The sequence below is a fragment of the Bacillus sp. FSL R10-2780 genome, assembly GCF_038006125.1.
GTDB classification, from domain to species: domain Bacteria; phylum Bacillota; class Bacilli; order Bacillales; family Bacillaceae_G; genus Bacillus_A; species Bacillus_A cereus_U.
Genome location: NZ_JBBOUQ010000001.1, coordinates 3,058,662 through 3,072,769, shown reverse-complemented (window position 1 = coordinate 3,072,769; position 14,108 = coordinate 3,058,662). Strand labels below are relative to the sequence as shown.

Genomic DNA, 14,108 nt, shown 5'->3' with positions numbered 1-14,108 from the left:
TATGGCTCGTAAAGTATTAGTAATGGGTGAAGTTCGTGATGGATCGCTACGTAACGTTTCGTTTGAAGCAGTAGCAGCAGCAAAAACAATTGCAGAAGGCGGTGAAGTGGTAGGTCTTCTAGTTGGAGACAGCGTTGCCTCTTTTGCAAATGAATTGATTCATTACGGTGCAGATCGCGTTGTGACAGTTGAAAATGATAAATTAAAATCATATACATCTGATGGTTATGCACAAGCATTTTTAGCTGTATATGCTGAAGAAAATCCAGAAGGCATTGTATTTGGACATACAGCACTTGGTAAAGATTTATCACCAAAATTAGCAGCGAAGCTTGAAGCTGGTTTAATTTCTGACGTAACTGCTTTAGAAATTGAAGGTGGCAATGTTATCTTTACTCGTCCAATCTACTCTGGTAAAGCATTTGAGAAGAAGATTGTAACAGATGGTATCTTATTTGCGACAGTGCGTCCAAATAACATTGCAACTCTTGAAAAAGACGAGTCTCGCACAGGTGACGTGTCTTCTATTACAGTAGATGTGAAAGATTTACGTACAATCATTCAAGATGTTGTCCGTAAAACTGCAGAAGGTGTAGATCTTTCTGAAGCGAAAGTCATTATAGCTGGCGGACGTGGTGTGAAGAGTGAAGAAGGATTTAAACCGTTAAAAGAATTGGCTGACGTACTAGGCGGCGCTGTTGGAGCATCTCGTGGTGCTTGTGATGCTGAGTACTGTGATTATTCATTACAAATTGGTCAAACAGGTAAAGTTGTTACACCAGACCTATACATTGCATGCGGAATTTCTGGTGCGATTCAACATTTAGCTGGTATGTCTAATTCAAAAATAATTGTTGCGATTAATAAAGATCCAGAAGCAAGTATCTTCAAAGTAGCTGACTACGGTATTGTCGGTGATCTATTTGAAGTATTACCTCTTTTAACAGAAGAGTTTAAAAAGTTAAAAGTACATTCATGATTTGAGTACCCTTGAGTTCCAAGTGAAGTACCCCTATATATAGAAAAAGGTGAGAGATCCCCTGTCTCTCATCTTTTTAGTATTTCATCCATATTTTTATATAGTATAAAGGAACATTTTTTTGTTACAATACATAACGATACATAATATTCGCCACGTATAAAAGTTAATGATATACTCTTGGTAGAATATACTTGAAGGAGGAAATAAAATGGCAATTATAAATGCAAATGACCAAAGCTTCGCAGCTGAAACTAGCGAAGGTGTTGTATTATTAGATTTCTGGGCGCCTTGGTGCGGACCTTGTAAAATGATCGCTCCTGTATTAGAGGAGATCGATTCAGAGTTAGGCGAGAAAGTAAAAGTAGTAAAAGTGGACGTTGATGAAAACCAAGAAACTGCTCGTCAATTCGAAGTAATGAGTATTCCAGCTCTTTTCGTATTAAAAGACGGTAAAGTAGTTGATCAAGCGTTAGGATATAAACCGAAAGAAGCGTTAGTAGAATTAGTTTCTAAACACTTCTAAAATAAAGAAGCTGCCATTTGGTAGCTTTTTTTATTTTCTTTTTTACAACCTTTCCGTTACAATAAAAGAACGTATGTTGGGTGTTTTGTCATAGTATGTTTTTATGTGAAAATAAAAATGATAAGCATGTAGAAATGGAGGGAGACGAGTGCACGAGCATTTAAAAGAGAAGTTAGCAATTTTGCCCGATCAACCTGGTTGTTATTTAATGAAGGATAAGCAGGGAACGGTTATATACGTCGGAAAAGCAAAGGTACTCAAAAATCGTGTGCGCTCGTACTTTACTGGTTCACATGATGGGAAAACACTTCGGCTTGTTGGAGAGATTGTTGATTTTGAATATATTGTGACTTCCTCAAATTTGGAGGCTCTTATTTTAGAGTTGAATTTAATAAAAAAATATGATCCAAAATATAATATTCAATTAAAAGATGATAAAACATATCCTTTCATTAAAATTACAGCTGAAAAACAGCCGCGCTTACTCATTACGCGAAACGTAAAAAAGGATAAAGGAAAGTATTTTGGCCCTTATCCAAATGCGCAATCGGCACATGAAACAAAGAAATTATTAGATCGTATGTATCCACTTCGTAAATGTTCAAATATGCCAGATAAAGTTTGCTTATATTATCATATGGGCCAATGTTTAGCGCCTTGTGTGAAAGAAGTAACGGATGAGCAAAATAAAGAAATTGTAGATGAGATTATTAAATTCTTAAATGGTGGGCATAAAGAAATTCGTTCAGAATTAGAAACGAAGATGTACGAGGCTTCAGAGAAACTAGAATTTGAACGGGCGAAAGAGTTGCGAGATCAAATTGCTCATATTGATGCAATTATGGAAAAGCAAAAGATGATTATGAGTGATTTAGTGGATCGGGATGTGTTTGGATATGCAGTTGATAAAGGGTGGATGTGTGTTCAAGTTTTCTTCGTTCGAAAAGGAAAGTTAATTGAGCGCGATGTTTCCATGTTCCCGATATATGATGAACCTGAAGAGGGTTTTTTAACTTTTATCGGTCAATTTTATGAAAACAGTAGTCATTTCAAGCCGAAGGAAATTGTTGTTCCAGGAAGTATCGATTCAGAATTAGTAGAGCGCTTTTTAGAAGTTGAAGCGACACAGCCGAAGCGTGGGAAGAAAAAAGATCTTGTGGAATTAGCAAATAAAAATGCAAAAATTGCACTAGAAGAGAAATTTCACTTAATTGAACGTGATGAAGAGCGAACGATTAAAGCTGTAGATCATTTAGGAAAGCAGCTCGGTATTGAAACACCTTATCGTATTGAAGCGTTTGATAATTCAAATATTCAAGGGACAAATCCTGTTTCAGCAATGATTGCTTTTATCGATGGGAAACCAGCGAAGAAAGAATATCGGAAATATAAAATTAAAACGGTCCAAGGGCCAGATGATTACGAGTCTATGAGGGAAGTTGTGAGACGCCGTTATACGAGAGCATTGAAGGAAAATTTACCTTTGCCAGATTTAATAATTATCGATGGGGGAAAAGGACATCTCGCGGCTACAAGTGATGTTCTTGAAAACGAGCTTGGATTATATATTCCAATGGCAGGGCTTGTAAAAGATGAAAAACATAAAACATCACATTTAATTATTGGGGATCCGCCTGAGTCTGTTATGCTTGCGAGGAATAGCCAAGAATTTTATTTATTGCAGCGCATTCAAGATGAAGTACATCGATTTGCAATTACATTCCATCGTCAATTACACGGGAAATCTGTTATTCAATCGGCGTTAGATGAAATTCCGGGAATCGGTGATAAACGAAAAAAAGTATTGCTAAAACATTTTGGTTCATTAAAAAAGATGAAAGAAGCTTCCGTATCGGAATTTGTCGAAGCGGGTATGCCGAAAAATGTAGCGGAGACAATTTATACTTATTTAACAGGTAAGAAGACGTTGTAGTTTACAATGTCTTCTGTTTTTTGATATAATTTCTGAAGATTTAAAATAAACACACCTAAATGAATATACAAAAAAGTCAACTAAACTTATATGTCTAGTTGACTGTAAGTAGATGCTACACTTCAATGAGATCTTTTATATCCCATTTAACAAGAAATGTAATAGAGTCTGAACGTTTTTTCTGTTCCTCATAGGACTCTGCAACGACGTTTCTTTGTCTTTGAATTTGCTCGGCGATAAATCCAGCTTCTAATTGATAAGATGAATGTCTTTTTTGTTTTTGACGCTCAGTAATAAGTGTACCTTTAAGTTGAAATTGCATTTCACGACGTTTATGTTCAATGATGCTTAAAGTGCCCCAACCAGCTTTTTCAAAAAACTGAATGACTTCTTCAATTGTTTCTAGTGGATATTTTCTCGCAAGGTTTCTACCGGCCCAGTATAAAATACCATCTAAATCGTTACCAATTAAATCAGGTAGTAATTCTTCACGTAGCAATTCATAAGCGAAGGCGTTCAATGAAACATCTTCTAAAGATGTTATATCGATTGTATTTTTGCTCACAATATTCCCCTCTTTCTATAGGGATTATTATATAACATTTTTCATTTATAAAAACAGATTTTTCTTTGGGGAAATCTGAATATATAAGAAAAAAAAAGAATTGGCAAATTATATGCAAATTATGTATACGTTTTCTTGACGCTTCGACAAAAATAGGGGTAAAATGAACTTGGAATCAAATTATGCTGAAATATTTTGAATAATTTTTTCAGTTTTTCTTATGCCAATAGTGAAAAAACATTATTGTTGTAAATTAATCTGAAAACAGCAGTCAAACATTCAAGGGGGTAATGGGGACATGAAAGGCCGCGAGTATACGTTTCGTAAGTGGCACTCATTAATGGGGGTCATCCCGGTTGGTGTCTTTTTGACGCAACATTTAATTGTAAACAACTTTGCAACAAGAGGAGCAGAGGCTTTTAACAAAGCTGCAGGCTTTATGGAGCTCCTTCCATTCCGGTATGCGCTAGAAATTTTCATCATCTTTTTACCTATACTGTACCATGCTATATATGGCTTATATATTGCATTTACAGCTAAGAACAATGCGGTATCTTACGGCTATTTCCGTAACTGGATGTTCGTCTTCCAACGAATTTCAGGTATCGTTACGCTGATCTTCATTTCTTGGCACGTCTGGGAAACTCGTATTCAAGCATTGTTAGGTAAAGAGGTAAACTATGATATGATGGCAGATATTTTAAACAACCCATTTATGTTTGGTTTCTATTTAGTTGGTGTTGTTTCAACAATTTTCCACTTTGCAAATGGACTATGGACATTCTGCATAAGCTGGGGAATTACAGTATCTCCACGTTCACAAAGAATCTCTACTTATGTAACATTAGCTATTTTCTTAGGTCTATCTTATGTAGGTGTGAGTGCATTATTAGCGTTCATCGATCCACAGCTAGCAAACCAGTAAGGAGTGGGAGAGCATGAAAGGGAAACTTATAGTAGTCGGCGGTGGCTTGGCCGGCTTAATGGCAACGATTAAAGCGGCAGAAGCAGGAGTGAATGTTGAACTATTTTCTTTAGTACCAGTAAAACGTTCACATTCTGTATGTGCCCAAGGTGGAATTAACGGTGCCGTAAATACAAAAGGTGAAGGGGATTCTCCATGGATCCACTTTGACGATACAATTTATGGTGGGGACTTCTTAGCGAACCAACCACCAGTTAAAGCGATGTGTGATGCAGCACCTGGTATTATTCATTTAATGGACCGCATGGGTGTTATGTTCAACCGTACGGAAGAAGGACTTCTTGATTTCCGTCGTTTCGGTGGAACACAACATCATCGTACAGCATTTGCTGGCGCAACAACTGGTCAACAATTACTATATGCATTAGATGAGCAAGTGCGTCGTCATGAAGTAGCAGGACTTGTAACGAAATATGAAGGTTGGGATTTCTTACGAGCTGTTGTGGATGATGAAGGTGTGTGCCGAGGAATCGTCGCGCAAGACTTACAAACTATGGAGATAAAAAGTTTCCAAGCTGATGCCGTGATTATGGCAACAGGGGGCCCTGGTATCATCTTTGGAAAATCAACAAACTCTATTATTAATACAGGTACAGCAGCGTCTGCTGTATATCAACAAGGTGCATATTATGCGAACGGTGAGTTCATTCAAATCCATCCAACGGCAATTCCTGGAGACGATAAGTTACGTCTTATGAGTGAATCTGCACGTGGTGAAGGTGGACGTGTTTGGACGTATAAAGATGGTAAGCCATGGTACTTCTTAGAAGAAAAATATCCAGCTTACGGAAACCTTGTACCTCGTGATATTGCAACGCGTGAAATCTTTGATGTTTGCGTAGAGCAAAAACTAGGTATTAACGGTGAAAACATGGTGTACTTAGATCTTTCTCATAAAGATCCGAAAGAACTAGATATTAAACTTGGTGGAATTATTGAAATCTATGAGAAATTTACAGGTGATGATCCTCGTAAACTACCAATGAAAATCTTCCCAGCGGTTCACTATTCAATGGGCGGATTATGGGTTGATTATAAACAAATGACAAGTATTCCAGGTTTATTTGCAGCAGGTGAGTGTGATTATTCTATGCACGGTGGTAATCGTCTAGGTGCGAACTCACTATTATCAGCAATTTACGGTGGTATGGTAGCAGGACCGAACGCGATTGAGTATATGAAAGGTCTTTCTAAATCATCTGATGCTGTTTCATCTACTGTATATGAGCAAAATGAATTAATCGAAACAGAGAAATTTAACAATATTTTAACGCTTGATGGTAACGAAAATGCATATGTTCTTCATAAAGAGCTTGGAGAATGGATGACAGATAACGTTACAGTAGTTCGTGAAAATAAAAAGTTAATAGAAACTGATGCGAAAATTGAAGAGTTAATGGCGCGTTACAAACGCATTAACATTAACGATACAGCGAGATGGAGTAACCAAGGTGCTTCATTTACACGCCAACTTGCAAATATGTTCGAGTTAGCACGTGTTATTACAATTGGCGCATATAACCGTAATGAAAGCCGCGGAGCGCATTACAAACCAGAATTCCCAAATCGTGATGATGCAAACTTCTTAAAAACTACGATGGCGAAATTTGAGGGAGAAGGAAAAGCACCAGCATTCCATTACGAAGAAGTGGATGTTTCATTAATTAAACCACGTAAACGTGACTATTCCTCAAAACATGATGTAGCTGCTAAGGGTGAAGAGAAGGGGGATAAGCAACATGTCTGAGAAAACAATCCGCCTCATCATTACGAGACAAGATGGACCAGATGCACAAGAGTTTGACCAAGAGTTTGAAATTCCATATCGTCCAAATATGAATATTATTTCGGCACTGATGGAAATTCGTCGTAATCCTGTTGATTCAAAAGGAAACCAGACGACTCCGATTGCATGGGATATGAACTGTTTAGAAGAAGTATGTGGTGCTTGTTCGATGGTGATTAACGGAAAACCACGTCAATCATGTACAGCTCTTATTGACCAGTTAGAACAACCAATTCGCTTAAAGCCGATGAAGACATTCCCGATTGTACGTGACTTACAAGTTGACCGTAGCCGTATGTTTAATGCGTTAAAACGTGTTAAAGCTTGGATTCCAATCGACGGTACGTACGACCTAGGACCAGGTCCAAGAATGCCAGAGAAAAAGCGTCAATGGGCATATGAACTTTCGAAATGTATGACATGTGGCGTTTGCTTAGAGTCATGTCCGAACGTAAACAGTAAGTCTGACTTTATTGGACCAGCACCGCTTTCACAAGCACGTTTATTTAACTCGCATCCAACTGGTGAAATGCATAAAGCAGATCGCTTGCGTGCAATTATGGGTGATGGAGGACTTGCAAACTGTGGTAACTCTCAAAACTGTGTGCAATCATGTCCGAAAGGTATTCCATTAACAACTTCAATTGCAGCATTAAACCGTGATACAACAATTCAATCGTTCAAAGATTTCTTTGGTAGCGACAATAACTATTAATAAATATTGCCTCTTCATGTTGAAGAGGCAATATTTATAACTTTATATTTCTGTTTATTCTGTTTATTTTAAAGGCGAAAAGGAGAGGGAACAATGAAGAGAATTTCTTATATTGAAGACTTTGAGCAATGGGAAAGTGGTTTTTCATTTTATAATCCTGTCAAAGTTCGTTTTGGTGAAGTAGATATGTTTGGACATGTAAATAATGTCGTTGCTTTTACATATTTTGAAGAAGCTCGTATCGCATTGTTTAAAGAACTTGGATTTATGCAAGAATGGACACATGAATCATCAGAAACGATGATCGTTGTTGCAGATTTACAATGCAATTTTATTAAACAAATTTATTTTGATGAGCAGTTGAAAGTATATGTAAAGGCAGGAGCGGTTGGGAACTCCTCATTAGATTTACACTATATGGTCAAAAATGCAGAGGGGGAAGTTTGTTTAGTTGGACGCGGTATGATGGTCCAAGCATCGAAAAAAACTGGAAGAGGCGAACCGTGGCCTGAGGAATGGAAGGAATTATTACAATAATAGAATAAAAGAAAAATAAGAGAGCGATTCGCTCTCTTATTTTTTGTCCTTCGTTGCCTCTTCTAATGTTAGGTGGTGCTTATATATGTATGCGGCATATGGATTGCCAACGTAGCGTAAGTGCCACGGTTCGTATGAATACTCTGTTGTCTCTGTTTTATCCTCTAAATAACGAATGACAAAACCAAATTCATGAGCATGTTCCGCAACCCATTTTCCTTCTGCTGTCTCTCCAAAGATTGGTTCTAATTGGAATTTAGCAGATTTTGAGCTAATATCCATTGCTAGACCAGTTTGATGCTCACTTGTTCCAGGAATTGCACTTACCGAATCAGCCTCAGCTTTTCCTTGGCGTTTAATATATGTATTATGTAATGACTGTTGGCGTTTGTAAGAACGGTAACCTGAAACTGCTGTAAGTTCTAAACCTTCTTCTTTCGCTGCTTGGAACATTTTTTCAAGAGCGTCTGCAGCATCTTTGCGAAGTAATGTTTTCTCTTTATCTTTTGGACTAGTAAATGGTACGTTCGGTTTCGTTAAATCTTCTGGAATGTACCCATCTGGTAATTTACGATGTTTATTGACTAATACAAGAGCAGAATCTGGATTTGTTACAACGGAAAAATTATCATCTAGTTTCTTTGCATTATGATCAGCTTTTGGAAAAGCAGGAATCTCTTCTTTTGGATGGTTACTATGTTTTTGACTTTCGACAGCTTTCGCCTCATTTTGCAGTGGTGATTTAGAACCAAAGTAAGCGAAAGATGTGATACCGATTACAATAGTAGTGGCAGAAATAAGTATTATCTTTTTCATGATACCTTGTAATCACTGTCCTTTCTTAATAAAATATGTATCGTTTTTATTATAAGTCTAGTTTATTGAAAAAGAAATATAAGAGTCATAACGTAATAGAAATGCAAAGAAAATGTCAGAAAATGTGTGAAATTGTAGTATTTTTTTTATATAATTCATTTCCTATCTTTCATGTGATTCATTTTTTATGTAATATATACATATAAGGAGATGTAACGATTATGGAGAATAAAGGACTTCTTGTATAGACTAGGAGTGAATGGGAATGGATTTTGCAACAATTATTGGAGTCATTTTAGGAGTGTTGGCAGTAGTAGTAGGAATGGTCGTCAAGGGCGCTGACGTAATGGCCTTAGTTAATCCTGCAGCAGCATTAATTATTTTTGTGGGTACATTTGCTGCAGTATGTATTGCCTTTCCAATGAATCAACTAAAAAGGATTCCAAAATTATTTAAAGTTCTTTTTGGTTCAAATAAAAAAGATTTAAGTTATGAACAGTTACTAGAATTATTTGTTCATTGGACATCTGAGAGTAGAAAATACGGTATTTTGTCTTTAGAACAACAATTAGATAAAATTCAAGATGAATTTCTCTTGCGTGGTATGAAGTTTGTGATTGATGGTGTATCTGCAGAAGACTTAGAACAAATTTTAGAAGCTGAATTAGAAGCAATTGAAGAAAGACATGCAAAAGGAGCTACTATTTTTTCGCAAGCGGGTACATATGCACCTACATTAGGGGTTTTAGGTGCTGTTATTGGTCTTGTAGCTGCACTTGGAAATTTAACTGATATTGAAAAGCTAGGACATGCTATTTCAGGTGCGTTTATTGCAACGATTTTCGGTATTTTTTCAGGTTACGTATTATGGCATCCATTTGCAAATAAATTAAAGCAAAAGTCTGCTGCTGAATTAGAGAAGAAACGTTTAATTATTGATTGTTTATTAATGTTACAAGAAGGTACATATCCATTTATTATGAAAAACCGCATTTTAGGTGCGCTTTCTGCAACTGAGCGTAAAAAGCTAGAAAAAGGAGCGGAAAAGAATGCGGAGTAGGAAGAATAGAAGAAGTAAAAGGAAAAAGCATGACGAGCATATCGATGAAACTTGGTTAATCCCGTATTCTGATATGCTAACGTTGTTGTTTGCGCTGTTTATTGTTTTATTTGCAATGAGTAGTATAGATGCTGCGAAATTTAAACAGATGGCAGTAGCTTTTCGAAGTGAACTAGCAGGTGGAACAGGAAATAAAGAGTTTTTAAGTGATCAAAAACCAAAAGAAGAAAAAGAGCTATCGGCAAGTGGTTTGGAATCTGAGAAAATCAAAAAAGATGCTGAAGCTGAAGTGAAAAAGCAAGAAATGAATGAATTAAAAGCAGTACAACAAAGTATTGACAAGTATATTGAGGAAAAGCAATTATCTTCTTCGTTTAAAACGGATTTAACTGAAAAAGGATTAATGGTAACGATATTAGAAAATGTATTATTTGACTCAGGGAAAGCAGATGTGAAGTTGGAATCATTAGGGATTGCAAAAGAGATGTCTAACCTGCTTGTGTCGGCATCACCTCGTGAAATTACAGTGTCGGGTCATACAGATACAGTTCCTATCGCAAATGCTCAGTTTGCATCAAACTGGGAGTTAAGTACACAGCGTGCAGTTAATTTTATGCAGGTGTTACTCCAAAATAAAGAATTGCAACCAGAAAAATTTAGTGCAGTTGGTTACGGAGAATATCGTTCAATTGCACCAAATGATACGCCTGAAGGAAAAGCGAAAAATAGACGTGTTGAAGTGTTTATCTTGCCTTTAACAAGAAATATGCAATAAAAGAGGATGGCGTAAGCCATCCTCTTTGTTATTTTGCATCAAATGATTTTAAGTTTTCATGACGGATTTTGTCTTTTTCTGCATCTGATTTTTTGAAATTATAATCGTATAAAGCACCTTCCCAGTCACCATACATTGGATTAGGGAAAATGATGAATTTTTCACCAAATTGTGCTTTTGATTCTGCTACTGTTTCATTGCGATCTTTTACAGATTTCCCATCAAAACCAGTGAAATCAGATAAGTTGTCACCGAAGAATAGGACGATGTCATGTGTTTGCGAAACAAGCTCACGACGTTTTTCTTTCCCTTTTTCTTTCGGATCTTGTAATAAGATATGCTCTTTTGTTGCTTGTGGAGCACCAACGCGCTCAAGGTTTTTAATAGTTGCATCTAGTTGATTCGTTTTGCGATTTGAGATGTAGTAAATATCTACACCTTTAGACTCTGTATATTTTAAGAAATCAATCGCGCCTGGAAGAGCTTCAGCTTCAGCTTTATTAATCCAATCGTCCCATTTATAAGGATAGCCTTTTCCTGTTTTTACGCTCATTGCTTGATGAGGACTGTTATCTAAAACAGTTTCATCTAAATCAAGAACGATAGCAGGTTTTTTGCCTGTCCCTTTTGCAAGAGCTGCATCAAGCTTCAATTGACCAATATTGTATCCTTGATAGTATAGTGCTTTCGTTTCGCCAGCTGTTTGATACCATAAATCAGCCATTAATTGCTGGTCTGTTAATTGTACTTTCTCTTCTTTTGCCACTGTTTTCTCAGCTGTTCCTGAACATGCTACAAGCGATGTGGAAAGAACGGCTACAGATAATAAAGTGGTAATACCCCTCTTCATCTTCATATGTATCCTCCTCGATGTTAGAAAATCATTTAATATTATATATTAAAATATGATATTTTTTTTATGAACATTTGCATATTGTCTTTTATATATGTAGTAGTTTGTCCTATATTAGAAAGATGAGTTAAATAATAATAATTGTTTTGACAAGTTTTATTGTCGTAATGACAATTATAATTGACAAAAACAGGGTTTTTATTTACAATTTTAACTAAATGAAACAAATGATGGGTTAGGTGTAGTGATACATATAAGAGAATGAAATATAGTACTATATTTCATTCTGAACAATCATAGGCTTTAACAGAGGGTACGAATGATACTAAAGGGGAGGCTTTATACATTGAGTTTACAAATTCAAAACTTAACAAAAATATTCGGAGAATCTAAAGCAGTTAATGGTTTGCAAATCTCGTTACCGAAAGGTGAAGTGTTAGGGTTACTTGGCCGAAATGGTGCAGGAAAAACAACGACAATTAAAATGTTACTAGGTTTATTAACGCCAAATGAAGGTTCTATTACGTGGGATGGAAAGTCATTTGGTGATAGCGGGGTAACAATTGGATATTTACCAGAAGAAAGAGGACTATATACAAAAAGTAGAGTAATAGATCAGTTGCGATATTTTGGTAGATTAGAAGGAATGACGAAAAAAGAAGTGGATCTTGCAATTGATCACTGGTTAGAGCGCTTAGCAATTCCAGAATATAAATTTAAAACGGCTGGAGAACTTTCAAAAGGGAATCAGCAAAAAATTCAATTGATAGCTGCTCTTCTTCATGATCCAGAACTCCTTATTTTGGATGAACCATTTAGCGGACTTGATCCAGTTAATGCTGGAATGCTAGCTAGTATTATTGGAGAACAAGTACAGAGCGGAAAGACAATTATTTTATCAAGTCACCGTATGGAGCAAGTAGAGGCGTTTTGCCAACATGTATGTATTTTGAAAAAAGGCGAAGCAGTTGTAGAAGGACAGTTAAGTGATATTAAGAAAGAATACGGTTTTCGTAATTTAACGATTGAAGATATAGCAGAGAATGAAAAGGGATTAGAGGCTATACATGTCCCGTATGAAAAACAACAAGGCCTTCTTTATGTAAAAGTACAAGACGATGCAGAGGCTCTAAAGATTTTGCAACAATTGCAAGAACAAGGTATTAGCTTACGACAATTTAAAATGCTAGAGCCAACGTTGAACGAAATCTTTGTAGAGAGGGCGAAATAAAGATGCGTAAATTTTATCATGTATTTTCATTTTATTTTAGGGAAGCGTTTTTATCTAAAAAATCATTAATTACGAGTGCGATTTTATTTTTGGTTGTGTTTGGGATTTTTGCATTTAATCATTTTACTTCAGGCGATGATAAAAATAAGGATAAAGATAAAATTGCAGTTGTAGTAGAGAGTTCCACATACAAAGTACAAAAAGAAGAGCTAAATAAGTTATTGCCATCAGCAAAAATAACGGTTGGTTCAAAGGGTGATTTTGATAAACTGCATAAGCAAGTAGAAGAGGGAGATTTAGATGGTCTATTCCATGTGACGGAAAAGGATGGGGCTCCAGCAGTTACATATATGTATAATGGATTTCCAAGCGAAGCAACTTCTGCGATTATGGCGGGTTATTTAAAACAACAATATACGATGGTGACGATTGCAAAAAATAATGTTTCACCAGAAATTGCGCAGCAATTACAGGCAGAAATTCAAGTGAAGCAAGAAGCGATCAAAGATCGCACATCTTCTTTCGGAATTGCATATTTCTTTACATTTGCTTTGTATATGTTTATTGTAGCTTTCGGAAATACAATCGCAATGAATATTGCATCTGAAAAGGCGTCACGTGTAATGGAAGTAATGCTTCCAAAAGTAAAGCCTCTTACGATGATGTATGCGAAAATTTTGGCGGTTGTTTCAACGGCGTTATTACAACTTGTAATATTGGCGTGTGGTTATCTTATTCCTTATTTGTTAGGTTGGGTCGATTTAGAAAGTGCCTCATTATTTGGTGTTCCAATTGACTTTACAAAATTAGATGCAAAGGTTATAAGTATGTTTCTTGTTTATTTCATTACGGGGTATTTACTTTATGCGATGATGTACGCTGCGGCTGGAGCTGTTGTGTCTAAGACAGAGGATTTACAAGCTGTATCTTTCCCGGTAATGATTTTGATCATGGCTGCATTCTTCATTAGTATTAAATCATTAAGTGATCCCAATAGTACTATTGTTGTTGTAAGTTCGTATGTTCCGTTTTTCACACCGATGGTTACCTTCTCGCGGATTGTAGCTGGTGAAGCAGGTATGTTAGAGATTACGATAACATTAGTAGTTTTATTGGCGACGATTGGTATATTAAATGCTATCACAAGCCGTATCTATGTAAACGGTGTAATGAATTACTCCGACAAAGTGAAGTTTAAAGATTTAGCGAAATTTATAAAGCGTCAATAATGGGAGAAAAGCATGATTTTATAGTGGAATCATGCTTTTTCTTTATGTATAAATTAAAAATAGTATATAATAACAAGAGTCGTCTTTTAATAGAATGAATAAAAAGGAGGGTGTGCAG

General features: G+C 36.2%; 14 protein-coding genes. 11 read left to right on the top strand and 3 right to left on the bottom strand.

Features of this window, described 5'->3' with window-relative positions; genetic code table 11:
* Position 1: 1 nt before the first annotated feature.
* The 3 genes from etfA to uvrC all read left to right on the top strand — a co-directional run bounded on the left by etfA (position 2) and on the right by uvrC (position 3,438).
* Positions 2-979, top strand: coding sequence for an electron transfer flavoprotein subunit alpha (etfA, locus tag NSQ47_RS16030; protein WP_193656782.1), 978 nt, complete (start codon positions 2-4; stop codon positions 977-979).
* Positions 980-1,190: 211 nt separating this feature from the next.
* Complete coding sequence (gene trxA / locus NSQ47_RS16025) at positions 1,191-1,505, top strand: thioredoxin (RefSeq protein ID WP_000974757.1); 315 nt, start codon at positions 1,191-1,193, stop codon at positions 1,503-1,505.
* Positions 1,506-1,653: 148 nt separating this feature from the next.
* Positions 1,654-3,438, top strand: coding sequence for an excinuclease ABC subunit C (uvrC, locus tag NSQ47_RS16020; protein ID WP_002160313.1), 1,785 nt, complete (start codon positions 1,654-1,656; stop codon positions 3,436-3,438).
* Positions 3,439-3,553: 115 nt separating this feature from the next.
* Here uvrC and NSQ47_RS16015 read toward each other — a convergent pair whose 3' ends face one another.
* On the bottom strand, positions 3,554-4,003 hold the full coding sequence (locus NSQ47_RS16015) for a YslB family protein (RefSeq protein WP_002015405.1): 450 nt from the start codon (positions 4,001-4,003) through the stop codon (positions 3,554-3,556).
* Positions 4,004-4,301: 298 nt separating this feature from the next.
* Between NSQ47_RS16015 and sdhC the strand changes: the two genes are divergently transcribed.
* The 4 genes from sdhC to NSQ47_RS15995 all read left to right on the top strand — a co-directional run bounded on the left by sdhC (position 4,302) and on the right by NSQ47_RS15995 (position 8,026).
* Positions 4,302-4,928 (top strand): succinate dehydrogenase cytochrome B558, encoded by a 627-nt coding sequence (sdhC, locus tag NSQ47_RS16010; RefSeq protein ID WP_002015407.1) that lies wholly within the window; start codon positions 4,302-4,304, stop codon positions 4,926-4,928.
* A 13-nt stretch (positions 4,929-4,941) separates the two neighbouring features.
* Positions 4,942-6,735: a succinate dehydrogenase flavoprotein subunit gene (sdhA, locus tag NSQ47_RS16005; protein ID WP_002160314.1), complete on the top strand. Its 1,794-nt coding sequence runs from the start codon at positions 4,942-4,944 to the stop codon at positions 6,733-6,735.
* Positions 6,728-7,489, top strand: a complete 762-nt coding sequence (gene sdhB / locus NSQ47_RS16000; RefSeq protein ID WP_002088861.1) for a succinate dehydrogenase iron-sulfur subunit — start codon at positions 6,728-6,730, stop codon at positions 7,487-7,489. The genes sdhA and sdhB overlap by 8 nt, the downstream gene beginning before the upstream one ends.
* A gap of 93 nt (positions 7,490-7,582) precedes the next feature.
* A complete protein-coding gene (locus NSQ47_RS15995; protein ID WP_002015410.1) occupies positions 7,583-8,026 on the top strand; it encodes an acyl-CoA thioesterase in 444 nt (147 codons plus the stop codon).
* 36 nt (positions 8,027-8,062) lie between these two features.
* Here NSQ47_RS15995 and NSQ47_RS15990 read toward each other — a convergent pair whose 3' ends face one another.
* Positions 8,063-8,842, bottom strand: a complete 780-nt coding sequence (locus NSQ47_RS15990; protein ID WP_088099546.1) for a M15 family metallopeptidase — start codon at positions 8,840-8,842, stop codon at positions 8,063-8,065.
* Between the two features lie 265 nt (positions 8,843-9,107).
* Here NSQ47_RS15990 and motA point away from each other — a divergent pair, with 265 nt between their 5' ends.
* Together motA and motB are read left to right on the top strand one after the other, a co-directional pair.
* Positions 9,108-9,902 (top strand): flagellar motor stator protein MotA, encoded by a 795-nt coding sequence (motA, locus tag NSQ47_RS15985; RefSeq protein WP_002112100.1) that lies wholly within the window; start codon positions 9,108-9,110, stop codon positions 9,900-9,902.
* Positions 9,892-10,677 carry a flagellar motor protein MotB gene (motB, locus tag NSQ47_RS15980; protein WP_002160317.1) on the top strand — a complete coding sequence of 262 codons (786 nt, stop codon included), beginning with the start codon at positions 9,892-9,894 and terminating at the stop codon, positions 10,675-10,677. Before motA ends, motB begins: the two co-directional genes overlap by 11 nt.
* Before the next feature lie 28 nt (positions 10,678-10,705).
* Here motB and NSQ47_RS15975 read toward each other — a convergent pair whose 3' ends face one another.
* A complete protein-coding gene (locus tag NSQ47_RS15975; RefSeq protein WP_002160318.1) occupies positions 10,706-11,533 on the bottom strand; it encodes a 5'-nucleotidase, lipoprotein e(P4) family in 828 nt (275 codons plus the stop codon).
* 343 nt (positions 11,534-11,876) lie between these two features.
* Between NSQ47_RS15975 and NSQ47_RS15970 the strand changes: the two genes are divergently transcribed.
* Together NSQ47_RS15970 and NSQ47_RS15965 are read left to right on the top strand one after the other, a co-directional pair.
* Positions 11,877-12,761: an ABC transporter ATP-binding protein gene (locus NSQ47_RS15970; protein ID WP_070129034.1), complete on the top strand. Its 885-nt coding sequence runs from the start codon at positions 11,877-11,879 to the stop codon at positions 12,759-12,761.
* 2 nt (positions 12,762-12,763) lie between these two features.
* Positions 12,764-13,990, top strand: a complete 1,227-nt coding sequence (locus NSQ47_RS15965) for an ABC transporter permease (protein WP_215579762.1) — start codon at positions 12,764-12,766, stop codon at positions 13,988-13,990.
* Positions 13,991-14,108: the final 118 nt, after the last annotated feature.